The organism is Pseudomonas taetrolens, from assembly GCF_900475285.1.
Classification (GTDB): Bacteria; Pseudomonadota; Gammaproteobacteria; order Pseudomonadales; family Pseudomonadaceae; genus Aquipseudomonas; species Aquipseudomonas taetrolens.
Genome location: NZ_LS483370.1, coordinates 3,427,860 through 3,452,098 on the forward strand (window position 1 = coordinate 3,427,860; position 24,239 = coordinate 3,452,098).

Annotated in this window: 25 protein-coding genes and 1 tRNA gene; 3 read left to right on the top strand and 23 right to left on the bottom strand. The window is 56.3% G+C overall.

Annotation, left to right across the window (positions count from 1 at the left end):
- Positions 1-202 precede the first annotated feature (202 nt).
- Entirely contained in the window at positions 203-2,803 is a 2,601-nt protein-coding gene (acnB, locus tag DQN55_RS15790) for a bifunctional aconitate hydratase 2/2-methylisocitrate dehydratase (RefSeq protein ID WP_048379347.1), read from the top strand.
- 78 nt (positions 2,804-2,881) lie between these two features.
- On the opposite strand, the gene DQN55_RS15795 is transcribed toward acnB, so the two are convergent.
- The gene (locus DQN55_RS15795; RefSeq protein ID WP_048379345.1) at positions 2,882-3,952 is read right to left on the bottom strand and encodes an AI-2E family transporter; all 1,071 of its coding nucleotides are present in this window, start codon (positions 3,950-3,952) and stop codon (positions 2,882-2,884) included.
- Positions 3,953-3,984: 32 nt separating this feature from the next.
- On the bottom strand, positions 3,985-4,224 hold the full coding sequence (locus tag DQN55_RS15800; RefSeq protein ID WP_048379344.1) for a sulfurtransferase TusA family protein: 240 nt from the start codon (positions 4,222-4,224) through the stop codon (positions 3,985-3,987).
- Between the two features lie 128 nt (positions 4,225-4,352).
- Here DQN55_RS15800 and DQN55_RS15805 point away from each other — a divergent pair, with 128 nt between their 5' ends.
- Positions 4,353-5,783, top strand: coding sequence for a M48 family metalloprotease (locus DQN55_RS15805; RefSeq protein ID WP_048379342.1), 1,431 nt, complete (start codon positions 4,353-4,355; stop codon positions 5,781-5,783).
- A gap of 36 nt (positions 5,784-5,819) precedes the next feature.
- Here DQN55_RS15805 and nadA read toward each other — a convergent pair whose 3' ends face one another.
- From nadA to DQN55_RS15900, 19 genes are all read right to left on the bottom strand, one after another.
- Positions 5,820-6,878 carry a quinolinate synthase NadA gene (gene nadA / locus DQN55_RS15810; RefSeq protein WP_048379340.1) on the bottom strand — a complete coding sequence of 353 codons (1,059 nt, stop codon included), beginning with the start codon at positions 6,876-6,878 and terminating at the stop codon, positions 5,820-5,822.
- Between the two features lie 252 nt (positions 6,879-7,130).
- Positions 7,131-7,817 (bottom strand): type 1 glutamine amidotransferase domain-containing protein, encoded by a 687-nt coding sequence (locus DQN55_RS15815; protein WP_048379338.1) that lies wholly within the window; start codon positions 7,815-7,817, stop codon positions 7,131-7,133.
- A gap of 370 nt (positions 7,818-8,187) precedes the next feature.
- Positions 8,188-8,263: transfer RNA gene (locus DQN55_RS15820), tRNA-Lys, on the bottom strand.
- Positions 8,264-8,337: 74 nt separating this feature from the next.
- Positions 8,338-9,030, bottom strand: a complete 693-nt coding sequence (queC, locus tag DQN55_RS15825; protein ID WP_048379335.1) for a 7-cyano-7-deazaguanine synthase QueC — start codon at positions 9,028-9,030, stop codon at positions 8,338-8,340.
- A 1-nt stretch (position 9,031) separates the two neighbouring features.
- A complete protein-coding gene (gene queE / locus DQN55_RS15830; RefSeq protein ID WP_048379578.1) occupies positions 9,032-9,679 on the bottom strand; it encodes a 7-carboxy-7-deazaguanine synthase QueE in 648 nt (215 codons plus the stop codon).
- Between the two features lie 162 nt (positions 9,680-9,841).
- Complete coding sequence (ybgF, locus tag DQN55_RS15835) at positions 9,842-10,660, bottom strand: tol-pal system protein YbgF (protein WP_074702972.1); 819 nt, start codon at positions 10,658-10,660, stop codon at positions 9,842-9,844.
- A gap of 6 nt (positions 10,661-10,666) precedes the next feature.
- Complete coding sequence (gene pal / locus DQN55_RS15840) at positions 10,667-11,167, bottom strand: peptidoglycan-associated lipoprotein Pal (protein ID WP_003441254.1); 501 nt, start codon at positions 11,165-11,167, stop codon at positions 10,667-10,669.
- Positions 11,168-11,222: 55 nt separating this feature from the next.
- Positions 11,223-12,473 (bottom strand): Tol-Pal system beta propeller repeat protein TolB, encoded by a 1,251-nt coding sequence (gene tolB / locus DQN55_RS15845; protein WP_218017839.1) that lies wholly within the window; start codon positions 12,471-12,473, stop codon positions 11,223-11,225.
- 47 nt (positions 12,474-12,520) lie between these two features.
- Entirely contained in the window at positions 12,521-13,615 is a 1,095-nt protein-coding gene (gene tolA, locus DQN55_RS15850; protein ID WP_048379329.1) for a cell envelope integrity protein TolA, read from the bottom strand.
- A complete protein-coding gene (gene tolR / locus DQN55_RS15855; protein WP_162199347.1) occupies positions 13,615-14,067 on the bottom strand; it encodes a protein TolR in 453 nt (150 codons plus the stop codon). The genes tolA and tolR overlap by 1 nt, the downstream gene beginning before the upstream one ends.
- A 23-nt stretch (positions 14,068-14,090) precedes the next feature.
- Positions 14,091-14,786 carry a protein TolQ gene (gene tolQ / locus DQN55_RS15860; protein WP_048379326.1) on the bottom strand — a complete coding sequence of 232 codons (696 nt, stop codon included), beginning with the start codon at positions 14,784-14,786 and terminating at the stop codon, positions 14,091-14,093.
- Positions 14,776-15,243, bottom strand: a complete 468-nt coding sequence (ybgC, locus tag DQN55_RS15865; RefSeq protein WP_048379324.1) for a tol-pal system-associated acyl-CoA thioesterase — start codon at positions 15,241-15,243, stop codon at positions 14,776-14,778. Before ybgC ends, tolQ begins: the two co-directional genes overlap by 11 nt.
- A 139-nt stretch (positions 15,244-15,382) precedes the next feature.
- Positions 15,383-16,441, bottom strand: coding sequence for a Holliday junction branch migration DNA helicase RuvB (gene ruvB, locus DQN55_RS15870; RefSeq protein ID WP_048379322.1), 1,059 nt, complete (start codon positions 16,439-16,441; stop codon positions 15,383-15,385).
- Entirely contained in the window at positions 16,442-17,050 is a 609-nt protein-coding gene (ruvA, locus tag DQN55_RS15875) for a Holliday junction branch migration protein RuvA (protein ID WP_048379320.1), read from the bottom strand.
- A 111-nt stretch (positions 17,051-17,161) separates the two neighbouring features.
- Positions 17,162-17,686 (bottom strand): crossover junction endodeoxyribonuclease RuvC, encoded by a 525-nt coding sequence (gene ruvC, locus DQN55_RS15880; protein ID WP_003441230.1) that lies wholly within the window; start codon positions 17,684-17,686, stop codon positions 17,162-17,164.
- Between the two features lie 128 nt (positions 17,687-17,814).
- Positions 17,815-18,561, bottom strand: a complete 747-nt coding sequence (locus DQN55_RS15885; protein WP_048379317.1) for a YebC/PmpR family DNA-binding transcriptional regulator — start codon at positions 18,559-18,561, stop codon at positions 17,815-17,817.
- A 120-nt stretch (positions 18,562-18,681) separates the two neighbouring features.
- Complete coding sequence (gene aspS, locus DQN55_RS15890; protein ID WP_048379315.1) at positions 18,682-20,457, bottom strand: aspartate--tRNA ligase; 1,776 nt, start codon at positions 20,455-20,457, stop codon at positions 18,682-18,684.
- A gap of 109 nt (positions 20,458-20,566) precedes the next feature.
- Complete coding sequence (locus DQN55_RS15895) at positions 20,567-20,788, bottom strand: FmdB family zinc ribbon protein (protein ID WP_003441220.1); 222 nt, start codon at positions 20,786-20,788, stop codon at positions 20,567-20,569.
- A gap of 181 nt (positions 20,789-20,969) precedes the next feature.
- Positions 20,970-21,332, bottom strand: a complete 363-nt coding sequence (locus DQN55_RS15900; RefSeq protein ID WP_074702974.1) for a ribbon-helix-helix domain-containing protein — start codon at positions 21,330-21,332, stop codon at positions 20,970-20,972.
- Positions 21,333-22,216: 884 nt separating this feature from the next.
- On the opposite strand from DQN55_RS15900, the gene DQN55_RS22550 reads away from it, so the two are divergent.
- The gene (locus DQN55_RS22550) at positions 22,217-22,819 is read left to right on the top strand and encodes a cold-shock protein (RefSeq protein WP_048379309.1); all 603 of its coding nucleotides are present in this window, start codon (positions 22,217-22,219) and stop codon (positions 22,817-22,819) included.
- A 65-nt stretch (positions 22,820-22,884) separates the two neighbouring features.
- Here the strand turns inward: DQN55_RS22550 and DQN55_RS15910 are convergent, their stop codons facing one another.
- Both DQN55_RS15910 and DQN55_RS15915 read right to left on the bottom strand, forming a co-directional pair.
- Positions 22,885-23,091, bottom strand: coding sequence for a SlyX family protein (locus DQN55_RS15910; RefSeq protein WP_029611570.1), 207 nt, complete (start codon positions 23,089-23,091; stop codon positions 22,885-22,887).
- On the bottom strand, positions 23,088-23,519 hold the full coding sequence (locus tag DQN55_RS15915) for an HIT domain-containing protein (protein ID WP_048379307.1): 432 nt from the start codon (positions 23,517-23,519) through the stop codon (positions 23,088-23,090). The genes DQN55_RS15910 and DQN55_RS15915 overlap by 4 nt, the downstream gene beginning before the upstream one ends.
- Positions 23,520-24,239: the final 720 nt, after the last annotated feature.

Sequence of the window (24,239 nt, forward strand, 5' to 3'; positions counted from 1 at the left end):
GGGGTGTTTGCTCTGCAAATACCCGCACCAACATTCATCATCCTCCCCGTTCGGAAGGCGTAAAACTTTGAAAACAGCTTCTGTTGGGAATCCTTGCAACTCTGGCTAAGCGGCCCAAAAAGCCCCGCAGCGCATGAGTGCCCGGCATTCCTGGATGAGCGTCCCGGACACCCATTTGGGACCAATGATGAGGGTAATAACTGTGCTTGAAGCCTACCGCAAACATATCGAAGAGCGCGCAGCCCTGGGTATCGTTCCCCAGCCGCTTAACGCCGAACAAACCGCTGGCCTGGTTGAGCTGCTGAAAAACCCACCAGCAGGCGAAGAAGATTTCCTTGTTGACCTGATCACCAACCGTATTCCACCTGGCGTGGACGAAGCTGCCTACGTGAAAGCGGGCTTTCTGGCCGCCGTCGCCAAAGGTGAAGCCACTTCCCCTCTGATCAGCAAAAAGCGCGCTGTTGAACTGCTTGGCACCATGCAAGGCGGCTACAACATCGTGACTCTGGTTGACCTGCTGGACGACGCAGAGCTGGCACCGGTTGCCGCCGAGCAACTCAAGCACACCCTGCTGATGTTTGACGCCTTCCACGACGTCGCTGAAAAAGCCAAAAACGGCAATGCCCACGCTAAAGCAGTGGTGCAATCCTGGGCTGACGGCGAGTGGTTCAAGAACCGTCCTACCCTGGCTGACAAAATCAGCCTGCGCGTGTTCAAGGTAACCGGCGAAACCAACACCGACGACCTGTCGCCTGCACCGGACGCCTGGTCCCGTCCTGACATCCCGCTGCACGCCCTGGCCATGCTGAAAATGGCACGTGATGGTATCGTGCCGGACGTTCAAGGCGCCATCGGCCCGATGAAACAGATCGAAGAAATGCGCGGCCAGGGCTTCCCTATCGCCTATGTCGGTGACGTTGTCGGTACCGGCTCTTCGCGCAAATCGGCCACCAACTCCGTACTGTGGTTCTTCGGCGACGACGTTCCTTATGTACCGAACAAGCGTGCCGGCGGTTTCTGCTTCGGCAACAAAATCGCTCCGATCTTCTACAACACCATGGAAGATGCGGGCGCACTGCCGATCGAGTTTGACGTTTCCAACATGCACATGGGCGACGTGATCGACCTGTACCCGCATGCAGGCAAAGTCTGCAAGCACGGTACAGACGAAGTCATCACCACCTTCGAAATGAAGACCCCGGTGCTGTTGGACGAAGTCCGCGCAGGCGGCCGTATCCCTCTGATCATTGGCCGTGGTCTGACCGAGAAGGCTCGTGCCGAACTGGGTCTGGGTCCATCCGACCTGTTCAAGAAGCCGGAAGCACCTGTCGAAAGCACCAAGGGCTTCACCCTGGCGCAAAAAATGGTCGGCAAGGCATGCGGCGTGACTGGCGTTCGTCCAGGCACTTACTGCGAGCCGAAAATGACCACCGTCGGTTCTCAGGACACCACCGGTCCAATGACCCGTGACGAACTGAAAGACCTGGCGTGCCTGGGCTTCTCCGCTGACCTGGTAATGCAGTCTTTCTGCCACACCGCGGCCTATCCAAAGCCGATCGACGTGACCACGCACCACACCCTGCCAGACTTCATCAAGACCCGCGGCGGCGTTTCCCTGCGTCCGGGCGACGGCATCATCCACAGCTGGTTGAACCGTATGCTGCTGCCGGATACCGTCGGCACTGGTGGCGACTCCCACACTCGCTTCCCGATGGGCATTTCGTTCCCGGCCGGCTCCGGCCTGGTAGCGTTCGCCGCAGCCACTGGCGTCATGCCACTGGACATGCCGGAATCGATTCTGGTTCGCTTCAAAGGCGAAATGCAGCCTGGCATCACCCTGCGTGACCTGGTTCACGCCATTCCTTACGTCGCTATCCAGAAAGGCCTGCTGACCGTAGAGAAGAAAGGCAAGATCAACGAATTCTCGGGTCGCATCCTGGAAATCGAAGGTCTGGACAACCTGAGCATCGAGCAGGCATTCGAACTGTCCGACGCCTCGGCAGAGCGTTCGGCTGCAGGCTGCACCATCAAACTGTCCAAAGAGTCGATCACCGAATACCTGAACTCCAACATCACCCTGCTGCGCTGGATGATCGGTGAAGGTTACGGCGACGCTCGCACCCTTGAGCGTCGTGCTCAAGCGATGGAAGCCTGGATAGCCAACCCGGAACTGATGGAAGCCGATGCTGACGCCGAATACGCTGAAATCATCGAAATCGATCTGGCCGACATCAAAGAGCCTGTGCTCTGCGCGCCAAACGACCCGGATGACGCTCGCCTGCTGTCCACTGTTGCCGGCGAGAAGATCGACGAAGTATTCATCGGTTCGTGCATGACCAACATCGGCCACTTCCGCGCTGCGGGCAAGTTGCTGGACAAGGTCAAAGGTCAGCTGCCAACGCGCCTGTGGCTGTCGCCACCGACCAAGATGGACGCTCACCAACTGACCGAAGAAGGCTACTACGGCATCTACGGCAAAGCTGGCGCACGCATGGAAATGCCAGGCTGCTCCCTGTGCATGGGTAACCAGGCACGCGTTGAGCCTAACTCCACCGTAGTGTCGACTTCGACCCGTAACTTCCCGAACCGCCTGGGTGACGGCGCTAATGTCTACCTGGCTTCGGCCGAGCTGGCATCGGTTGCCTCGATCCTGGGTCGCCTGCCTTCCGTTGAGGAATACATGGCGTACGCGGCCGAGATCAACACCATGGCTGCGGACGTGTACCGCTACCTGAGCTTTGATCAGATCGCCGAATTCCGTGAAGCGGCTGCAAATGCCAATATCCCGGTTATTCAAGCGTAAGCTGAAGCGGTAACAAAAAAGCCCCGCCGTTCGATCCTCTCGAGCGGCGGGGCTTTTTCATGTCTGCCTGAAGATGATTTACAGCAAGGGCGCGACCGTTTGCTCGCTTCGCGGCCAGGCATCGAGCACGGCCTTGAACAAGGTTGCCAGGGGGATAGCAAAGAACACGCCCCAGAAACCCCACAACCCGCCAAACAACAGCACCGCACAAATGATCGCCACCGGATGCAGGTTGACGGCCTCCGAGAACAGCAACGGCACCAGCACGTTGCCATCCAGCGTCTGAATGATCCCATAGACCGCCATCAGGTAAATGAACTGATCACTCCAGCCCCACTGGAACAGTGCAATCAGCAGCACCGGCACAGTCACCACCACCGCGCCCACATACGGCACCACCACCGACACGCCGACCAACAAGGCGAGCAACGCCGAGTAATTGAGACCCATGGTCGCGAAAGCGATGTAGGTCACGCCGCCGCAGATGAGAATCTCGATGACCTTGCCGCGGATGTAATTGGCAATCTGCCGGTTCATTTCCTGCGCAACGCGGGTAATCAAGGCGCGCTCACGGGGCAAATACCCGCGGACCCAGCGGCTGATCATCGCCCTGTCCTTCAGGAAAAAGAACACCAGAATCGGCACCAGCACCAGATAGATCATGATATTGATCAGCAACGGCAAGCTGGACAGCGAAAAGGTCAACGCCCATTGACCGAATTTCCCGATTTCTCCGCGCGCCGCTTCAATGGCTTGCAGCACCTGCTCATCCGATACCAGATGCGGGTAGCGCTCCGGCAACAGCAACAGCAGCGATTGCCACTTGGCAAGCATGCCCGGCAGCTCATTGAACAACGTAATCAATTGATGCCAGAGTAACGGCAAGACCACCACCATAAACACCAGCAACAGCCCCATGAAGAGTGCAAACACCAGGCCTACGGATGCAGCGGCTGGCACCCGTAGCCGCTCCAGCGCCACCACCAGCCCCTGCATCAGATACGCCAGCACCATGCCCGCCAACACCGGTGCGAGCATACCGCCCAAGGTCAGCACCGCCGTAAAGGCCAGTACCAGCAATACCGCCAGGACCACAGCTTCTTCATCCGAGAAATAGCGCTGTACCCAATCACGCAACACTTTGAACATCGATATTCCTTAAAAGACAGTGCGGCGAGGATTCAGGCCTTGCGAAGCCAGTAGCGGTAGGTACCGGCATCAGACTCTTCGCGCAGCAGTTCATGGCCTGCCAGACGCGCAAAGGATCGAAAATCACGCTGTGAGCCCGCATCGGTGGCAATCACTTTAAGCACCTGACCAGCGCTCAGCCGATTCAGCTCCATCTTGGCCTTGAGCAGTGGCAGCGGGCAGCTCAGGCCGCTGGCATCCACTAGCGCATCGTGCGCCAATGCATCGATCATTGTTGACTCCTCAGACGTGCCAGGATTGGCATTTTTTATGCTCGCTAGAATACCCCAAGCCGACCCGCTACTGGTCGTCGGGCGAGTGTCCAGCTACAGTGAGCGCTTTACCGACAAGAGCTTTGTGCATGACTTTTCTGCGCCCTACCCTGTTGACGCTCGCCTGCCTGCTCGCATCACCGAGCTTCGCCGACAACTTGCCGTCTCTGGGTGACGCCAGCTCGTCCATTGTCTCGCCCCAACAAGAGTACCAACTGGGCCGAGCCTGGCTAAGCATGCTGCGCGGCCAGGTTTCGCAACTCAACGACCCGCAGCTCAAGGATTACGTCGAAACCAGCGTTTACAAGCTGGTTGAAACCAGCCAGGTTCAGGATCGGCGCCTGGAATTCATCCTGATCAACAGCCCGCAACTCAACGCGTTTGCAGCGCCAGGCGGGATCATCGGGGTCAATGGCGGTTTGTTTCTCAATGCCCAGACCGAAGGTGAATACGCTTCGGTCATGGCTCACGAACTGGCTCACTTGTCACAACGGCACTTTGCGCGGGGCGTAGAAGCCCAACAACGCATGCAGTTGCCAATGATGGCGGCCTTGCTCGCAGGCATTATCGTGGCAGCCTCGGGCGCAGGTGACGCCGGGATCGCCGCCATTGCCGGGACACAGGCAGCAGCCATGCAAGAGCAACGGCGTTTCTCGCGCCAAAATGAGCAAGAGGCTGACCGGATCGGCATTCTCAATCTGGAAAAAGCCGGCTACGACCCACGCTCCATGCCCACCATGTTCGAGCGCCTGATGCGCCAGTACCGCTTCGACGGCCGGCCGCCGGAGTTTCTGCTGACTCACCCGGTCACTGAGTCGCGGATCGCCGATACCCGCAACCGTGCCGAACAGGCACGCTCCGGCGGCACCGAAGACAGCCTGCGCTATCAATTGATCCGTGCCAGGGTGCAACTCAACTATGAGGATACCCCGGGGCTGGCCGCCAAGCGCTTCCGCGTGCAGCTCGATGAAAACCCGAAAAACGATGTGGCGCGCTATGGCCTGGCGATTGCCCAAATCAAAGGCAGTCAATTCAAGGAAGCCCGCGAAAATCTCAAGACCTTGCTGGACAAGGCGCCTAACGACATCACCTATAACCTGGCGCAGATTGAGCTGGACATGGCCAACAACCGCCTGGCTGAAGCCCAGCAGCGGATCGACAGAATGCGCACCCTGTACCCGGGCAACTACCCGCTCAATCAGGCCCGGGTCGACCTGTTGCTCAAGCAGAACCGCCCAAAAGACGCCGAGAAGGCGCTCGACGCCCTGCTCAAAAGCCGCCCCGATGATCCGGATGTCTGGTACATGGTTGCCGAAACTCGCGGCCTGTCAGGCAACATCATCGGCCTGCATCAGGCCCGGGCCGAATACTTCGCCCTGGTGGGTGACTATTCTCAGGCCATCAAGCATCTGGACTTTGCGAAAAAGCTCACCAGCAACTTCCAGCTCTCATCCCGCCTGGATGCCCGTCAACGAGAATTGATGGACCAGGAGCGATCCATCAAAGAGATGATGAACTGACCCCGACTCCCCGGCTGGCGCCGCCGGGGTTGACCGTCAGGCATTGCCCGCCAGCTTCAAACGTGCGGCCTGGGTAAAGTCCAGCATGCGCTTGAGGGGGCGAACGGCGTGAGGCACCAACGCCGGATCAACGAAAATCTCGTTACTGCCGGTTTTCAGACACTCCAGCGTGCGCTCAAGCGTGTTCATGGCCATCCACGGGCAATGGGCGCAACTGCGGCAGGCGGCGCCATTACCGGCCGTTGGCGCCTCGATAAAGACCTTGTCCGGGCACAGCTGCTGCATTTTGTAAAAAATGCCGCGGTCAGTGGCCACGATAAAAGTCTTGTTGGGCAGGTTTTGCGCAGCGGCAATCAGTTGACTGGTGGAGCCCACGGCATCGGCCAGGTCGATCACCGACTCCGGCGATTCCGGGTGAACCAGAATGGCCGCATCCGGGTACAGCGCCTTCATGCCTTCAAGCTGCTTGGACTTGAACTCTTCGTGGACGATGCAAGCGCCGTCCCAGAGCAGCATGTCGGCACCGGTCTGGCGCTGAATGTAGCGTCCCAAGTGTTTGTCCGGGCCCCAGATGATAGTTTCGCCGTTGTCCATCAGGCTTTCGACGATTTCCAAGGCGCAACTTGAGGTCACCACCCAGTCAGCCCGGGCCTTCACCGCTGCCGACGTGTTGGCATACACCACCACGGTACGCTCGGGATGCTTGTCGCAAAACGCCGAGAACTCTTCAACCGGGCAGCCCAGGTCCAGCGAACAGGTCGCCTCCAGCGTCGGCATCAGCACGCGCTTTTCAGGGGTGAGGATTTTTGCCGTTTCCCCCATAAAGCGCACACCCGCGACCAGAATGGTCTTGGCCGGGTGGGCCGCGCCAAAGCGGGCCATCTCAAGGGAGTCGGATACACAGCCGCCGGTTTCTTCAGCCAGGGCCTGAATCACCGGATCACAATAAAAGTGTGCCACCAGCACCGCATCACGGGCCTTGAGCTCAGCCGCAATCTGCTCGCGCAGGATAAGGGATTGTGCCTCAGTCAACGGTTTGGGTTGCTTGGCATCGAGGTGGGCTTGAACCAGAAGTCGTTCAGAAATTTGCGTCATGTTCGCAAGACCTGCAAGCGCTGCTGCGCGAAAGTCGAGTGTACCACCAGCTCCGGACTGTTCGAGTCCCGCTGGGAGAATGTGTGTTATCAGGCACGGACCAGCTATCAAGGGCGACAAGGCTACAGAATAACCTTGGAATTCAAAAGTTTAATGTTACAGGAAGCCTGTGATGAGGGGATTCAGACCACTGGCGTAATGAACAGCCGATACCTGTCTTGCATCAGGCACCGGCTTTCACGCCGGGAACGATTATTGAAGGGTGCTTAACAGCGCTTCAGCCACCGCCCCGCCTGACGCCGGGTTTTGACCCGTGATGAGGCGCCCGTCCGTAACGACATAGGGCGCCCAGGGCTGATCGGCTTTCTCATACCGGGCACCGCACTTCACCAGCTCGGTCTCCGTCAGATACGGCACGCAGTCTGCCAGTCCGACCAGCTGTTCTTCTTCATTGGAGAAACCGGTGAGGTTCTTTCCTTTAATCAGCAGCTCGCCATCCGACAGCCTGATATTCAAAAGCCCAACGGCGCCATGACACACCGAAGCGACTACACCGCCACGCTCATAGATGCTCCGGCTCAAGGCTTGCAACTCCGTATTATCCGGGAAGTCCCAGATCACCCCATGACCGCCGGCATAATAAATGGCGATGTAGTCATCCGGATTAATCTCAGCGGGTTTAAGCGTCGCCCCCAGCCGATTCATGAAGGCCTTGTCGTGATACCACTGCCAGTCAATCTCGGCGGCCATTTCTGCGGCAAGGCTGTGGGGATCAATCGGCGTGTAACCCCCCTGTGGACTCACATAATCGACGGCATAACCGGCAGCCTGGACCTTGGCCACAAAATGCACAGCCTCGCCCAACCACAAGCCGGTTGCCCGAGGCAGTTCGGGGTATTTTTCGACGCTGGTCAGTACCACCAATATTTTCTTGCTCATCATGAACCTCCTTAATGGACGCAACCCTTGCTGCCCGGGAACACGGCAGCCCTAGAGCATAGACACAAGGTGAGATGCATAAGTACCTTGTCCGCTTGCGTTCGATCTAGGCTATCGCCATATCGAGGCCTGCTGCTCGCCTGGGATGGCCGAGTCCGCGCCGTATCGCCGGGCTAACCAACGCCAGCCAAAACCAGCGAGGCTTTAACTCCGCAGACTAAAGCGCAGACGCCATACGGCAGTCGCCAGTTTCGCCAAAGCCCCCCCCCCCGCATTGTGTACGACCGCCTAGATTCGCACCCGACTAAATCACAGACGCAAAAAAGCCGGTTAACCCTGAGGGCTGACCGGCTGTTTTGGTGTAGCTATATGGTGGGTCGTGTGGGATTCGAACCTACGACCAATTGGTTAAAAGCCAACTGCTCTACCAACTGAGCTAACGACCCGCTTCGTTGTGGTACGTATAATACTGATTTTTAACGAGAATTCAACACCCTGTTAAAAATAAATGCGAAATAATTCAAAAATAGCGGGTTGGGTCAGTAATTCCGGCGGCGGCAAAGCCTTCCGCGCGCAGGCGGCAGCTATCACACTTACCGCAAGCTTGCCCCTGAGCGTCCGCCTGATAGCAAGAAACCGTCAGTGAGTAGTCCACCCCCAGTTTCACGCCCGCCTGCACGATCTGAGCCTTGCTCATGTTTTGCAATGGCGCCTTGATCCGGAAGCCCTGCCCTTCTACCCCGGCCTTGGTCGCCAGATTTGCCATGACTTCAAACGCCTCGACAAACTCAGGGCGGCAATCCGGGTACCCCGAGTAATCCACAGCATTGACGCCGATGAAGATATCTCGTGCTTGCAGGACCTCTGCCCATCCCAACGCCAGGGACAGGAACACCGTATTACGCGCCGGTACGTAGGTCACCGGGATACCTTCCCCCGGAGACTCCGGCACATCAATGGAGTCGTCGGTCAGCGCGGAGCCGCCGATACCGTTCAGATTCAGGCCAATGACCTTATGCTCAACCGCGCCCAGATCGCGTGCAACCTGTGCTGCGGCGTCGAGTTCGGCACGGCTGCGCTGACCATAGTCAAAGCTCATGGTATAGCAGCTATAGCCTTCAGCACGCGCCATGGCCACAACCGTGGCGGAGTCGAGCCCGCCAGAGAGCAGGATCACTGCCCGTTTTTCGGTAACAACAGTCTGTTCAGTCATATCAGCGCCCCGGCTCGTCGTTCCACAGGTATTTATGCAGCTGCATTTGCAAGCGTACTGGCAGATTATCCGCCACGATCCAGTCAGCCAGATCACGGGCTGGCAAGTCATGGTGGCTCGGCGAAAACAGCACTTCACCGGCCCGTCGCTCCAGACCGTACTCAATCAGCTTGGAAACCGCCCAGTCGTAGTCTTCCCGTGAGCAGATCACAAACTTGACCTGGTCATTGGGGGTCAGCAAAGCGATATTTTCGTAGAGGTTGCGATGGGACTCTTTGGAGCCCGGCGTCTTGAGGTCGAGCACGCGGCTTACGCGCTGATCGACAGCCGAAATATCCAGCGCACCACTGGTCTCGATCGAGACTTCGTAGCCTGCATCACACAGCTGTTTGAGCAGAGGAATGGCATTGGGCTGGGCCAATGGCTCACCGCCCGTCACGCAGACGTAGCGCGGACGAAAATCGGCAACCTGCTCCAGAATACTGTCGAGCGTACGTATGGTGCCACCGCTGAAGGCGTAAGCGCTGTCGCAATAACCGCAACGTAAAGGGCAGCCAGTCAGACGAACAAAAACGGTGGGCAGGCCAGCCGTTCGCGTTTCACCCTGTAACGAGTAAAAAACTTCGGTAATTCTCAATGTGTCTTGCATATCCGCCACGGGCGTAACAGCTAAACAGGCTGTCCGCCTCCGTCAGGCACTCCAAAAAACCTGCCGAGCAGGGTTCAGAGGAGCGTATTTCATAAAAGGGCGTGGATTCTAACGAAAAAACCCGCGACAAGCGCGGGTTTCTCGATATAAGCCGTTTGTCACTTACATGCGCTGCAAATCACGCTGGGCCAACTGAGCAGCCGAAGTACCCGGATACTGGGCCACAACCTGTTGCAAAATGCCTTTCACCTTGTCGGCATGACCCAGGCGACGCTCTACATCAGCAAGCTTGTAGAGTGAATCCGGCACTTTTCCGTGCTTGGGATATAGCTGACTAACCTTCGCAAATGCCTGGCCAGCGGCTTGTAGATCACCTTTGGCCAGATTGACTTCACCCAGCCAGTACTGGGCATTGCCCGCGTATTGGCTATTCGGGTATTTGCGCAAAAAGGCGGTGAATGCCTGGCTCGCCCTGTCGAAATCCTTGGCTTTGATCAAGTCGAAAGCCGCATCGTAATAGAGCTTTTCTTTCGCAGGATCAGCAGGTTCATTACTGGCAGCCGCCTGAGAAGCAGGTGCTGCAGTATTACCGGCGGCATTAGCGCCACCAGCAGAAGAATTATCAGGCGCGGCGGCAGGAGCCATGCCAGCACCAATGCGCCGATCAAGTTCCTGGTATCGCTCCAGGCTTTCTTGTTTCATGCGCGAGACATCATTTTGCAGAACTTCGATCACACCCTGTTGGCGTGCAATCTGCTCCTGCATTTGTTGCAACTGGTTGAACAGTTCGCCCTGTGCCGAGACAGGGGTCGAAACCCCTCCCCCGGCATAGGCGCCGCTCGCACCGTAACCCGTTGACGGAGAACTCCCCCCGCTATTGTTATAGCCAGAGTTATCCTCGACCACAGGAACCGCAGCCCATGCCGCTAGAGGCATGAGGCTGAGAGTCAGAATAGTTACAGCACGGCGGCACGTTCGCATGACGAATTACTTACGCAGTTCGACGCGACGGTTTTGAGCCCACGACTGTTCGTCGTTGCCAGTAGCGATTGGACGCTCTTTACCGTAGGACACCAGCTCCAGCTGTGCTGGAGAAACACCTTGCAGTACCAGGTAGCGTTGAACGGCTTTCGCACGACGCTCGCCCAGTGCCATGTTGTACTCACGAGTACCACGGGCGTCAGTGTTACCTTCCAGAACAACGCGAGCGCCGTTTGCTTTCAGGTCTTTAGCGTGAACGTCCAGAGCGCGCATTGCTTCTGGTTTCAGGTCCGAACTGTCGTATTCGAAGTAGAAAACTGTGATGGCACGCAGAGCAGCCTCTTCGCTCAGGGAACCGTCAACAGCGCCAGTGTTTGCGCCGTAACCAGCGTTTGGATCAACAGCAGCGCCTTCACCGGCATTGTCGCCGCCTTTGGACGAGCAACCTACAGCTACAGCCATGGCCAGTGCCAGCGCAGCGAATTTACCAAACTTCAGCATTTCCATCGTAAAACTCCTAATGAACCCCAAGTGTTATATGCAACGTACAACTATCACCACGTCAGTTCAGGTAAGGGGACCAGGAAGGTTCTCTGACTTCGCCTTGAGCGGTAGGAAGAGGGAGCCTTACGCGTCCATTTATGGACACGAGCATCAAGACTCCCCGGCCCTGCTGGCGGGTGGCGTAGATTACCATGGTGCCGTTGGGTGCAACAGTAGCTGACTCATCAAGGTTAGTATCTGTGAGGATTTTCACGCTTCCACGCTGCAAATCCTGCGCTGCAACCCGGAAGTTGGTGAAACCATCCTGACGATGGATCATTACCAGGGTCTTTTCGTCAGCCGAAAGCTTCGGACTGGCGTTGTAGTTCCCGATAAACGTTACGCGTTCTGCATTACCGCTGCCAACTGTGGTTTTGTAAATCTGTGGTTTGCCGCCACGGTCGGAGGTGAAATAGATAGTCGAGCCATCTTTACCCCAAAACGGTTCGGTATCAATAGCCGGGCTATTCGTCACGCGAGTCAATTGGCGCGACGCCAGGTTCATCACGTAAATTTCAGCATTGCCATCTTTGGACAGGACAAATGCCAGCTTCGAACCGTCCGGAGACCACGCCGGGGCGCCGTTCAAGCCTTCAAAGTTGGTAATCTGCTCACGACGACCCGTGTCGATGTTCTGCATGAAGATACGTGGACGCTTCTGCTCAAACGACACATAAGCGATACGCTTGCCATCGGGTGCAAAACGAGGCGACAGGATCGGCTCACGTGACTGCAACAGAGTGACGGCACGAGCACCATCGTAGTCGGAACGCTGCAGCGTGTAGCGCGTGTTTGTCGCACTGGCACGTTCAGCCGTCACGTAAAGCAGGCGCGTGGAGAAAGCACCTTTAATACCGGTCAGCTTTTCAAACGACTGATCGGAGATGTAGTGCGCCATGTCGCGCAGCTGCTCGGTCGTACCCGACACGCTGCCAGTCAATACCGGCTGCTCGGTTGCGACGTTGAACAAGGCATATTGCACCTGAAGACGCCCGCCTGCCGGCACGATGTTACCCACCATGACGTATTGGGCACCCAAGGCTTTCCAGTCACGGAAAATGACTTCACTGGCCTGGGTCGGCAAGCTAATCATGTTCTGCTTTGGAATCGGCGCGTAGTAACCCGAGTTGCGCAGGTCATTGCCGATGATTTCAGCCATGTCATCCGGTAGCACGGTGCCACCCTGCCAACCGAATGGCACGACGGCAATTGGCGTGGCCCGGTCGCTACCGCTGGTGACCAGAATGTTCTTTTCATCTGCTACAGCCATCCCTGCCAAGCAGCAGACGACGACCAGCAGTCCTCGAAAAAAGTTAATCACAAGGCTAGATCCTCAGGGGTGAATGTCATCTTGAATGATCGATAAGGATTGAAATCGCTGGGCTTCATGCCCTGCATTTCGGTTAGACGGCCAATGTTCTTGACCGCTGCCACAGCCGAGCTATCGAACGGGCCGTCACCGCTGGACTTGGCAACCGTCACTGAGGTTACCGTGCCATCAGGCAACATGCCGATTTGCAGCACTACTGTCATATTCTTGCGCGCCGAAGGAGGACGAGCCCACCCTTCTGCTGCCCGGGCACGAATCAAGTCGTCGAAGCTTCCTGCGACCTCATCACCCTGCTCATCTGCCAGGGCTTGTTGGCGTTGCGGCGTATCAGACAGCAAATCCGCCAGAGCCTGGGCCTTTTTATCTTCGGTCGATTTGCGCGCTGCTTCCACGGCCTTTTTCTTGGCAGCATCGGCAGCCGCTTTTTTCTTCGCATCATCAGCGGTCTTTTTCTTCGCTGCGTCTGCTACGGCCTTTTTCTTGGCGTCTTCAGCTGCTTTTTTCTTCGCATCTTCGACAACCTTTTTCTTGGCGTCTTCGGCAGCCTTCTTCTTCGCCTCTTCTTCAGCGGCTTTCTTGGCTTCTGCCTCAGACTTCTTCTTGGCTATGTCAGCCAGCTTTTTCTCTTCAGCCTTTTTGGCGTCAGCAGACTTCTTGGCAGCATCCGCCTTTTTCGCTTCGTCGGCTTTTTTGGCCTCATCAGCTTTCTTGGCTTCACTGGCCTTGGCTTCGTCGGCTTTCTTCGCCTCAGCCGCCTTTTCTGCAGACTCTTCTTTCTTTTGTTCAGCGGCCTTTACAGCTTCCTGCTCAACCTTTTTTTGTTCCATCTGTTCGACTTCGGTCTGGCGCGCGGCGGACTTCTTCGCCTCCCCTGCAATCTTTTGATTGGTTTGGGTGGTCGCCTGACTTTTGGACTTGAGCTGGTACAGCGTCGCTTGAACAATAGGCTTGGAGGGCGGCAGCTCCGGCGTCATGGCAAAGCTGACGAACAGCATGCCAAAAATCAGGATGTGCAGCCCTATCGCCCAGACTGTAGGCCAAAAGTAATTCTCAGAGGCGGACGGCTCCCGCTGTTCGCGCATCAGGGAGCCTCGGTTATCAAGCCAACGTTACCGACCCCGGCTTTTTGCAGGCCGCCCATGGCACCCATTACAGCGCCGTAATCCACGGTTTTGTCACCGCGAATAAAGACCTGGGTCTGCTTGCCACCTTCGTTGCCTGCGCGAATGATTTTAGTCACGGCGTCAGTCATCTGAGGCAGGGTCATGGCCCTGTCCATCTGCTTTTCGGTGTCGACTTCACTGCCAAGGTTCCAGAAATAGGTCTTGTCAGCCTTGATCGAAATAGTCAAAACCTGAGTGTTGTTGTCTTGCGGCAAGGCCTCGCTGGAGACCTTGGGCAAATCAACCTTCACACCCTGATTGAGCATCGGTGCGGTCACCATGAAGATGACCAGCAGTACCAGCATCACGTCGATGTAAGGCACTACGTTCATCTCGGCAACCGGCTTGCGCTTGCGTCGAGCTCGGGCGATTAAAGCCATTGGAAATTACCTGCTTATTCTTCGCTGGTGTGCACTTTGCGGTGCAGGATCGCCTGGAATTCGTCGGCGAAGGTGTAGTAACGGCTGATCAGCGTTTCGCTACGTGCAGCAAAACGGTTGTAGGCGATCACCGCCGGAATCGCAGCGAAAAGACCGATCGCAGTCGCGATCAGGGCTTCGGCAATACCCGGTGCCACCGTGGCAAGGGTTGCTTGCTGGGCAGTTGCCAACCCGCGGAAGGAGTTCATGATCCCCCACACAGTACCAAACAGGCCGATATACGGGCTGACAGAGCCCACCGTGGCGAGGAACGGCAAGCTTTGCTCAAGCTTCTCTTCTTCACGGGAAATCGCCACGCGCATGGCACGCGCCACACCCTCCATGACCGCTTCAGGGTCTACACCCGACTGCTGACGCAGACGGGAGAACTCTTTGAAACCCGCACGAAAAATCTGTTCAACGCCTGAGTCCGGATCAGGATTGCTGCCTGCCTGACGGTACAGCTTCGACAAATCGATGCCCGACCAGAAGCGCTCTTCAAAGCTTTCAAGGGCACGTCGACCGGCGCGCAGCATGGTGCTGCGCTGAAAAATCATGACCCACGAGGTAACCGATGCAGCTACCAGGATCAACATTACCAACTGAACAACGATGCTGGCATTGCTGACCAAGCTCCACATGGAGGAATGGTCGACGACGTTAGCTTCCACGCTTTATCTCCTGCTCTAAATGTTTACCCGCGCCGCTCACGTCGGCAAAGGCCGTACGCAAGGCTTCGGGAATGGCCCGGGGTTTGAAACTATCGGCGCGCACACAGGCCACCAAAAACTGCCCTTCGCAGAGCAGTGTTGTATCTGCAGCCCGCCAGACCTGCTGTTTGAAGCGCAGGCTGGCACGGTTGAGTTCTGTCACTTGCGCACTTACCAACAGTTCATCGTCCAGTCGCGCCGGTGCGTGGTAACGCGCCTCGCTGGAATGCACGACAAATAACAGGTTCTCGCCCACCAGCGCGGACTGGGAAAAACCCAGTTCCCGGAGCCTTTCGGTTCGAGCCCGTTCCATAAACTTTAGATAATTTACGTAATACACGACGCCACCCGCATCGGTGTCTTCGTAATAAACGCGACAGCGGTGTGCGAACGGCTCAAGCCTGTTTTGCGCGCGCATACTCTAGTGCTTACTCCTCAGGTTGCCAATCCGCCAAGCGACTGTTTTTTCACTCTTTCCCGGCCTTTAAGACCCGGGATTTTCAGCACCCGTCCCTGTGACATCAAAAACCCTGAAAAAATCGATCCCAAAGGGCTTATTAATCACCCAAAGCGTTCAAAAACTCATCCGCTGTCGGCATCTCGCCCATACGGGACGGAATGTTCAAGCCGAAGTGCAAATACGCGTGACGGGTCACAACACGACCACGAGGCGTACGCATAATGTAGCCCTGTTGAATCAGATAAGGCTCCAGTACATCTTCAATCGTATGGCGCTCTTCACTGATCGCCGCTGCGAGGCTGTCGATACCGACGGGCCCGCCATCGAATTTTTCAATCATGGTCAACAGCAAGCGCCGATCCTGATGATCAAAACCATGTTCATCAACGTCCAGCAGGTTCAGCGCCAGGTCAGCCACCGACTTGGTGATATGCCCCTTGGCGCGTACTTCAGCGAAATCCCGGACACGCCGCAAGAGGCGATTGGCAATTCGCGGCGTTCCGCGCGCGCGCCGGGCAATCTCGTAGGCGCCCTCGGGATCCAGCGGCAAGCCGAAAATAGTGGCCGAACGCGAGACGATCGTCGCCAGGTCATCCGTGCTGTAAAACTCAAGCCGCTGAACAATGCCAAAACGGTCGCGCAACGGGTTGGTCAGCATACCCGCACGCGTCGTCGCCCCCACCAGCGTAAACGGCGGCAAATCGAGCTTGATCGAACGGGCAGCCGGCCCCTCACCAATCATGATGTCGAGCTGAAAGTCCTCCATCGCCGGGTAAAGAACTTCCTCGACGATGGGTGATAACCGATGGATTTCATCGATAAACAGGACATCGTGAGGCTCAAGATTGGTCAGCAATGCCGCCAGATCACCCGGGCGCTCCAATACAGGACCCGAGGTGCTTTTGATCGACACTCCCATTTCCTGGGCAATGATATTGGCGAGCGTGGTTTTACCCAGCCCCGGAGGGCCGAAAATCAGCGTGTGATCCAACGACTCGGAACGCCCGCGAGCGGCCTGGATAAACAGCTCCATCTGCTCGCGAACCGTTGGCTGACCAATGTAGTCAGCCAGGCTCAAAGGGCGGATTGCCCGATCCTGAACCTCTTCCCGGTCTCGCCCGCTGGAGGCGGTTATCAAACGATCGGCTTCAATCACTTAAATCATTCCCTTAAGGGCACGGCGAATCATGTCTTCACTGCTCAATGTCTTGTCCTTGATCGCCGAGACGGCCTTGCTCGCCTCCTGTGGCTTGTAGCCAAGGGAAATCAAGGCGCTGACCGCATCGCTTTCGGCACTGGCCACGGGTGCCGGTGCGTCGGGCTGGTTGGGGACCAGCGCAAACATGCTTGGCACTTGTTCCCATGCCTTGAAACGATCCTTGAGTTCAACCAATAACCGCTCAGCTGTCTTCTTGCCGACACCCGGCACCTTGGTCAGCGCCGACGTGTCCTGAGCCTGCACGCACCGGACCAGTTCATCAACTTCCAGACTGGACATCAATGCCAGGGCCAGTTTGGGGCCGACACCGTTAAGTCGAATCAGCTCACGAAAAAAATCACGCTCACGCTTGCCAATGAAACCATAGAGCAATTGAGCGTCTTCGCGAACCACCAGGTGCGTATGCAAGGTTAGGGGCTCTCCCAGTGAAGGCAGCCTATAAAGCGTGGTCATTGGTACTTCCAGCTCATACCCCAGGCCGTTTACATCAAGAATCAGGTGCGGCGGCTGCTTTTCAGCCAGAGTCCCGCGCAAGCGTCCAATCACGTTTCAGATCCTTTTCTCTGGCCAGATCAATGGCTGACAAGTAGAGCGGCAGCGTTTCATCATTGCAGATGAAACGCTGCCAGCAAGCTCGAATTCATTAAAAAAAACGTCTCACAACCTCAGGCGCCCACCCCGGCTGCGCGCAGCACCCAAACCATGGGGCAACAGACTGGAGCGGGTGTGCGCATGACATAGAGCAATCGCCAGGGCATCCGAGGCATCGATTTGCGGCTTGGTGGTGAGCTTGAGCAAGTGCATGACCATCATCATCACCTGCTCTTTGTTGGCGCCCCCCGTCCCCGCCACTGCCTGCTTGACCTGAGTGGCCGAGTATTCGGCAATCTCGAGGCTCTCTTCGGCACCCGCCACAATGGCAGCACCCCGCGCCTGCCCCAGTTTCAACGCCGAGTCGGCATTGCGGGCCATAAACACTTTTTCGATGCCCATCGTAACCGGCCCGTAGGTCTGGATGACCTCGCGTACTCCGCGATAGACGATCTGCAACCGCTCGTGCAGCTCGCCGCTGCCTGTACGAATACAACCCGAAGCCACATACACACAGCCACGCCCGGTGTCCCGCACCACGCCGTAGCCAGTGATTCGCGAACCAGGATCGATACCAAGAATAAGAGTCATAACGCCTGCAGCTTATGAAGTGATGCCCACGGGCACAAACCCGGACAGCTTAAAGGCAGAAGCCGGAGGTGCACAGCACACGATCTTCGCGGCGTTGCACATCCGGCCTCAAGGATTACAGCAAGGTATCAGGCTAGCTGTTCTAGGACTGCATCAGGAATTTCAGCATTGGAGTACACGTTTTGCACGTCGTCCAGGTCTTCAAGCATGTCGATCAGCTTGAGTACCTTTTCCGCGCCCTCCAGATCCAGCTCGGCGCTGGTGGTCGGCAACATCACGATTTCGGCGTCAGCAGGCGTAAAGCCAGCCGCCTCAAGGGCATTGCGCACGGCATAGAAACCCGAGAACGACGTGAATACATCAATGGAGCCATCTTCATTGGTCACGACATCATCGGCATCCGCCTCCATCGCCGCTTCCATCAAAGCGTCTTCATCAACACCTGCCGCATAGGATATCTGCCCCTTGCGCTCGAACAGATACGCTACAGAGCCGTCCGTGCCCAGATTGCCACCACACTTGCTGAATGCGTGACGCACCGCGGCGGCTGTACGATTACGGTTGTCAGTCATGCACTCAACCATTACCGCTACACCACCCGGGCCATACCCCTCGTAGCTCAGCTCGACCATGTCGTCAGTGTCAGCTGCGCCAGCACCTCGAGCAACTGCACGGTCAATGATGTCGCGACTCATGTTCGCGCCCAAGGCCTTGTCCAGGGCCAGACGCAAACGCGGATTGGAACCTGGATCAGCACCGCCCTGACGGGCCGCAACGGTCAGTTCGCGAATCCACTTGGTGAAAATCTTGCCTTTTTTGGCATCCTGACGCTCTTTGCGGTGCTTGATATTCGCCCACTTAGAATGACCTGCCATAACCTACTCCGAATCCTTTTATGCCACGTTGTCGAACCCCGGGTGAGACCGGGTCCGGCAATAAAAATTCTCGACCCAATGACAAAGGCGCATCCGGAGATGCGCCTTTGAAGGTCAGACTTACTCTGCCTTAGGCTGTTCGCGCAAACGAATGTGCAACTCGCGCAGTGCCTTGGCATCAACCAGGCCCGGAGCCTGGGTCATGACGCAGGCGGCGCTCTGAGTTTTCGGGAAGGCAATCACTTCACGAATCGATTGAGCGCCCGTCATCAGCATCACCAGACGATCCAGACCAAAGGCCAGACCGCCGTGCGGCGGTGCGCCGTACTTCAGGGCATCCAGCAGGAAGCCGAATTTCTCTTCCTGTTCTGCCTCTTCGATACCCAGCAGACGGAAAACAGCTTGCTGCATTTCCTTGCGATGGATACGGATCGAACCGCCCCCCAGCTCAGTACCGTTCAGCACCATGTCATAGGCGCGGGACAGCGCAGTGGCAGGGTTGGCCTCAAGCTCTTCAGGCGAACATTTAGGCGCGGTGAACGGGTGGTGCAACGCGCTGAAGCTGCCGTCATCGTTTTCTTCGAACATCGGGAAGTCGACAACCCACATCGGCGCCCACTCGCACGTCAGCAGGTTCAGGTCATTACCGACCTTGATGCGCAGGGCGCCCAGGGCTTCGCTAACGATCTTGGCCTTGTCGGCACCGAAGAACACGATGTCGCCATCAACCGCACCCACACGATCGAGGATTACGTTCAGGTTGGCTTCAGGGATGTTTTTCACGATCGGCGACTGCAGACCTTCAACACCTTTGGCGCGCTCGTTGACCTTGATGTACGCCAGGCCTTTGGCACCGTAGATGCTGACGAACTTGGTGTAGTCGTCGATCTGCTTGCGCGGCATGCTGCCGGCGCCCGGTACTCGCAGGGCGGCGATGCGGCACTTGGGATCGTTGGCCGGGCCGCTGAACACCTTGAAATCCACATCTTTGAGCTGGTCGGCAACGTCAACCAGTTCCAGCGGGTTACGCAGGTCCGGTTTGTCGGAGCCATAACGGCGCATGGCTTCTTCGAAAGTCATGTGCGGGAATTCACCGAACTCCAGATCCAGCACTTCCTTGAACAGGTTGCGGATCATGCCTTCGGTCAGGCCCATGATGTCTTTTTCATCGAGGAAGCTGGTTTCGATGTCGATCTGAGTGAACTCAGGCTGACGGTCGGCACGCAGGTCTTCGTCGCGGAAGCACTTGGCAATCTGGTAGTAACGGTCAAAACCGGCCACCATCAGCAATTGCTTGAACAGCTGCGGCGATTGCGGCAGGGCAAAGAAGGAGCCGGCGTGGGTACGGCTCGGCACCAGGTAGTCACGCGCACCTTCAGGGGTGGCACGGGTCAGGATCGGTGTTTCGACGTCCAGGAAGCCGTTTTCGTCCAGATAGCGACGAATGCTGGTGGTCATGCGCGAACGCAGACGCAGCTTTTCGAGCATTTCCGGACGACGCAGGTCAATGAAGCGATAACGCAAGCGGGTTTCTTCGCCAACGTCAGAGAATTCGTTGAGCGGGAATGGCGGGGTCTCAGCTTCGTTCAGGACTTCCAGTTCGTAACCCAGAACTTCGATCATGCCCGACGCCATGTTGGCGTTGCCAGCACCGGCAGGACGCAGGCGCACCTTGCCGGTGACCTTGACGACGTACTCACTGCGCACACGGTCGGCCGCAGCGAAGGTTTCAGCGCGATCCGGATCGAATACCACTTGAGCCAGACCGTCACGATCACGGATATCGAGGAAAATCACCCCACCGTGGTCACGGCGACGGTGGACCCATCCGCAAAGGGTAATTTCCTGGCCTTCCAGGCTTTCGTTCAGTTGGCCGCAATAATGGCTGCGCATCATGATAGTGGTTTCACTTCTCGTAATTCGAAATTCGGTGGAGGTCTTGCGCACCGTCGGTGCCGGGAGCATTGCAAGAGCCCGCTTGTGTTCTGACTGCGTTCGTTCAACCTCAGTCGGACTTGTCGCCGCCTGCCAGATTCTTTTTCGAGCCTGTCTTGAAGTCTGTTTCATACCAGCCGGTACCGCTGAGGCGGAAGCCAGGCATCGACAGCATCTTCTTCAATTCAGGGGCCTGGCAGGCAGGACAATCAACCAGCGGTGAGTCACTGATCTTTTGAATGGCTTCCAGCTGATGACCACAGGAAGCGCATTGGTAATCGTACATGGGCATTGGCGTGTCTCGACAATCCGTTAGCGGCAACCCTTATAGAGGGCCACGCAGCAAAGCGCGTGATTATATCTGGTAAATCGAGCCATTGCAGCCGCATGAGGCGCCATTGCGCCCTAAATGCATCACGAATACCGAAAGATTACAAGCCGCCGAACACGCCCTCGCGCGCTCACCCCCTCTTTCAACTCACGAACACCTGTGCATGCCCCCCTCCCCGTGCGACACGCCCAGCCTTGAGGAGATGCATGACGCAGACAACCCGAATGAGCCCGCTGAAGTTTTTTACGCCGCCATGGCGCAAGTGCACTTCTCTGTCGATATAAGACAGCAGTGCATTGATGGAGCAATCGTTAACACGGGAAATATCAGACAATACCTCCCAATACACTTCTTCCAGCCGTAAACATGTGGCAAAACCATTCAGCCTGACCGACCGTGAAAGTGGCTGGGCCAATGCCATGCCAAAATCAAGAACAACAGGATCGACCCGAACTCTTTGCAGCATCCTGCCACCGACACTCTCCTGCCGAACTAACCGTCCCATATTGAAAGCACTCCCTTGCAACTGTTGTTAACCCATAAACTTTTATTGAAAGACGCACCTCATGAAAACATTATGCAAGAATTCCCTTCCAGCGGACCCTCCTCTCAAATATGTAGGAGGGCTCTCGGCGCAACTGAAGAATAAGATCCTGCCGACCGCCTCAGCCACAGCCCGACTGCCCTGCACCACAGCAGACACCAGACATCACACAGCCCGACCGGTGCCACAAGAGCCTTTTCACACTCACCTGCAGCCCTCCCGTACAGCGCACCGTCTCCGGAACTCGCCGCCCCGCGGATCATGCTGAAAAAACAAATGCCCTAACCGGAGCCCTGACTATCCACTTCATATATCCATATATGAAACACCACACCTTGCATTCACCTCCCGCACAATACGTTCAGACGCCATAGAGCGCACACGACAACTTAACGAGCATTACGCAACTTATTAGTTTCATTGCCAGACAAACAACATAGACTGTCGCCCATACTTTACGGGGACGATTTAAAGTACCTGACGGAGTCAAACAAAAAAATCGACCAACGGTCGCCCCATCAATGAAGTTAGGGCACTCCGGCTCTTCTCATTTCAATCCGCCTGAACACAAGAAAAGGACTACGAATGTCTAGGACAATGCTTTCATGATAAGCACGCATAATTCGGACCGTCTTGCGTAATGATTCTCACAGGCACTGCCATACGCTTAATTTGAGAAGGCCCAAGCTTTGCTGTTAAATAGGCAGCGTGTCGCCTTCACCAAGTCTCTGGGGAAGGCGCATAGGCTGATGCCCCGTACGTGTCCGGCGCCTCCATTTTTTCAGAAGCGAACCGTGCGCCATCAGCTCTTCCTTGCTGATCCGTCTTAATGTGAGTTAATTGAAATGTTGAAAATCGTCCACCTGCTAACGGGCGCAGCTGCCTTGCTGCTGTCCTTCATTCCCAGCCTGCAATCTGACGCTGTACCTTACCTCCAACATGCCGATGCGCTGTACCTGGCTTTCCTTGGCCTGCTCAACCTGACACTGGCTCCAGTGATTCCCTTCTGGAACAAAGGCCCGCGTCATCAATTGCAAAACCTGGTCAGCGCCCTGATGGTTCTTTCCGTGGTCCTGCAAACGCTTACCCTCTTCGGCCTTCTGCTGCCGATCGGCGAGCAACCTGCAGTCCTGCTGGGTCTCGTACCCGCAGTCATTGCCGTTCTGCTTCATCTGGCAGTCAGCTTCTACAAGTCGTCTCCTTCTGCAGCCTCGCAGAGCTATGACATGACCAACCGCGATACAGGCACTGTAAAGTGGTTCAATACGTCCAAGGGTTTCGGCTTTATTTCCCGAGATTCCGGTGATGACATTTTTGTCCACTTTCGTGCCATTCGAGGCGAAGGTCACCGCGTATTGGTAGAAGGACAACGCGTTGAGTTCTCGGTAATGAACCGCGACAAAGGCCTGCAAGCTGAAGATGTGATTGCTGCTTTGCCACGCCGTTGATTCCAGCCTGAAAAAAAACCGCGATCAGCCAGGCTGCTTCGCGGTTTTTTTATTGCCTGAATACTCTAGTAATGCGGAGGCGGCGCTTCTTCCTCGAACGACTCGAACTGCCCGCCCATTTCTTCCTGACGCTTGAGCAAGGCAGCCATCTGCATTTGCAAACGGTCAACAGCGTTCTGTTGCGCTACCAGCACATCATTCAAGGCCTGAATGGTGTCATCCTGAAAAGCCAGTCGACTTTCAAGATCCATCACCCGCGCTTCGAGCGTCATGACTCACCCTCCGAAAAAGTGAAGCCTGCATCAAGAACCGGCTTTAGCCTGTCACGGATTGCACACACCTGATCACGTGTATACGGCTTCGCGGGATGCTTGCCCCAGACCGGTCCTGGCCATGCCACGTCTGCCTGATAACGGACAATCACATGCATGTGCAATTGACTGACCACATTGCCCAGCGTGGCGACGTTCATTTTATCCGCACCAAACACTTCTTTCAGCACCTGCGCCAAAGCCGTCGTTTCATTCCACATCAGCTGTTGATCGTGGTCATTCAATTGAAACAACTCGCTTATACCCTCGCGTCGCGGCACCAGAATGAACCAGGGGTAATTCGAATCATTGGAAAGCAGCAAACGGCACAAGGGGAAGTCCCCTATCAGCCACGTATCCTCTTGAAGGCGTGTATCCATAACGAACACGGGAGACTCTCCTGTTTGACCGGTAATTTAAGCTCAACACGATGCCCGATCATCTGCATCAACCGCCAAGCGACAGAGCAGCAGGATACGCCTGATTGGCGCCCACATCACCTCAACCGGCACCTGCACGCCAGCGGATGCAGACCCGTGCAGCCCTTGCGGCACAGAAACAGGCATGCACCAAAACTGCACATCCAGGGCGCTATGAGTGCACCTAAATGTCACCAAGCACCCCAACAAGAGGTAACCGGTAACGCTTTGCAGATTCGATCAGCACCGGCATTTGACCTTGCAACGAAAAAACCCGTGACCCGTTTTAAATTTTCAACGTTTTATTCGAGCGCCTCCCGAGCAGATTCGCCCAAAAAAGCCGGAATGCATTATTTTTTAACCCTCAGGGCAACTTGAGCATGCTTGTTGCATGAGGTATTGCCATCGTCCTCAGGGCCTCGGCCGGAGTGCTGTAAACCTGACGACAAACAACAATAGCCGGACCTTAAGGACAAGGCGATTTCAATGACTGTGCACGTGCTTTTTTTTCACACGTATCCCTCACTGAAAACATACTGGAACACTGCACAACGCTACGCGCTTGCGACATGTAGGGTGCAATTTGCGACATGCCGTAAAGAAGCCGAAAGCTTTTGAGGGCAAGTATCGCCAACATGGCCGGCGTGATATAAGTTTGCGCCGACACAAAAAGAAAGAGCCGCCCCAGAT

Coding starts and splice junctions, on each gene's coding strand:
- ybgF (WP_074702972.1), bottom strand. CDS start 10,660: ATGCGAACGTGCCGCCGTGCTGTAACTATTCTGACTCTCAGCCTCATG.
- DQN55_RS22550 (WP_048379309.1), top strand. CDS start 22,217: ATGTTGAAAATCGTCCACCTGCTAACGGGCGCAGCTGCCTTGCTGCTG.
- DQN55_RS15795 (WP_048379345.1), bottom strand. CDS start 3,952: ATGTTCAAAGTGTTGCGTGATTGGGTACAGCGCTATTTCTCGGATGAA.
- queE (WP_048379578.1), bottom strand. CDS start 9,679: ATGCAAGACACATTGAGAATTACCGAAGTTTTTTACTCGTTACAGGGT.
- tolB (WP_218017839.1), bottom strand. CDS start 12,473: ATGGCTGTAGCAGATGAAAAGAACATTCTGGTCACCAGCGGTAGCGAC.
- DQN55_RS15885 (WP_048379317.1), bottom strand. CDS start 18,561: ATGGCAGGTCATTCTAAGTGGGCGAATATCAAGCACCGCAAAGAGCGT.
- aspS (WP_048379315.1), bottom strand. CDS start 20,457: ATGATGCGCAGCCATTATTGCGGCCAACTGAACGAAAGCCTGGAAGGC.
- queC (WP_048379335.1), bottom strand. CDS start 9,030: ATGACTGAACAGACTGTTGTTACCGAAAAACGGGCAGTGATCCTGCTC.
- tolA (WP_048379329.1), bottom strand. CDS start 13,615: ATGCGCGAACAGCGGGAGCCGTCCGCCTCTGAGAATTACTTTTGGCCT.
- pal (WP_003441254.1), bottom strand. CDS start 11,167: ATGGAAATGCTGAAGTTTGGTAAATTCGCTGCGCTGGCACTGGCCATG.
- DQN55_RS15900 (WP_074702974.1), bottom strand. CDS start 21,332: ATGGGACGGTTAGTTCGGCAGGAGAGTGTCGGTGGCAGGATGCTGCAA.
- DQN55_RS15815 (WP_048379338.1), bottom strand. CDS start 7,817: ATGAGCAAGAAAATATTGGTGGTACTGACCAGCGTCGAAAAATACCCC.
- DQN55_RS15800 (WP_048379344.1), bottom strand. CDS start 4,224: ATGATCGATGCATTGGCGCACGATGCGCTAGTGGATGCCAGCGGCCTG.
- ybgC (WP_048379324.1), bottom strand. CDS start 15,243: ATGCGCGCGCAAAACAGGCTTGAGCCGTTCGCACACCGCTGTCGCGTT.
- DQN55_RS15805 (WP_048379342.1), top strand. CDS start 4,353: ATGACTTTTCTGCGCCCTACCCTGTTGACGCTCGCCTGCCTGCTCGCA.
- DQN55_RS15895 (WP_003441220.1), bottom strand. CDS start 20,788: ATGCCCATGTACGATTACCAATGCGCTTCCTGTGGTCATCAGCTGGAA.
- ruvC (WP_003441230.1), bottom strand. CDS start 17,686: ATGACTCTTATTCTTGGTATCGATCCTGGTTCGCGAATCACTGGCTAC.
- nadA (WP_048379340.1), bottom strand. CDS start 6,878: ATGACGCAAATTTCTGAACGACTTCTGGTTCAAGCCCACCTCGATGCC.
- DQN55_RS15910 (WP_029611570.1), bottom strand. CDS start 23,091: ATGACGCTCGAAGCGCGGGTGATGGATCTTGAAAGTCGACTGGCTTTT.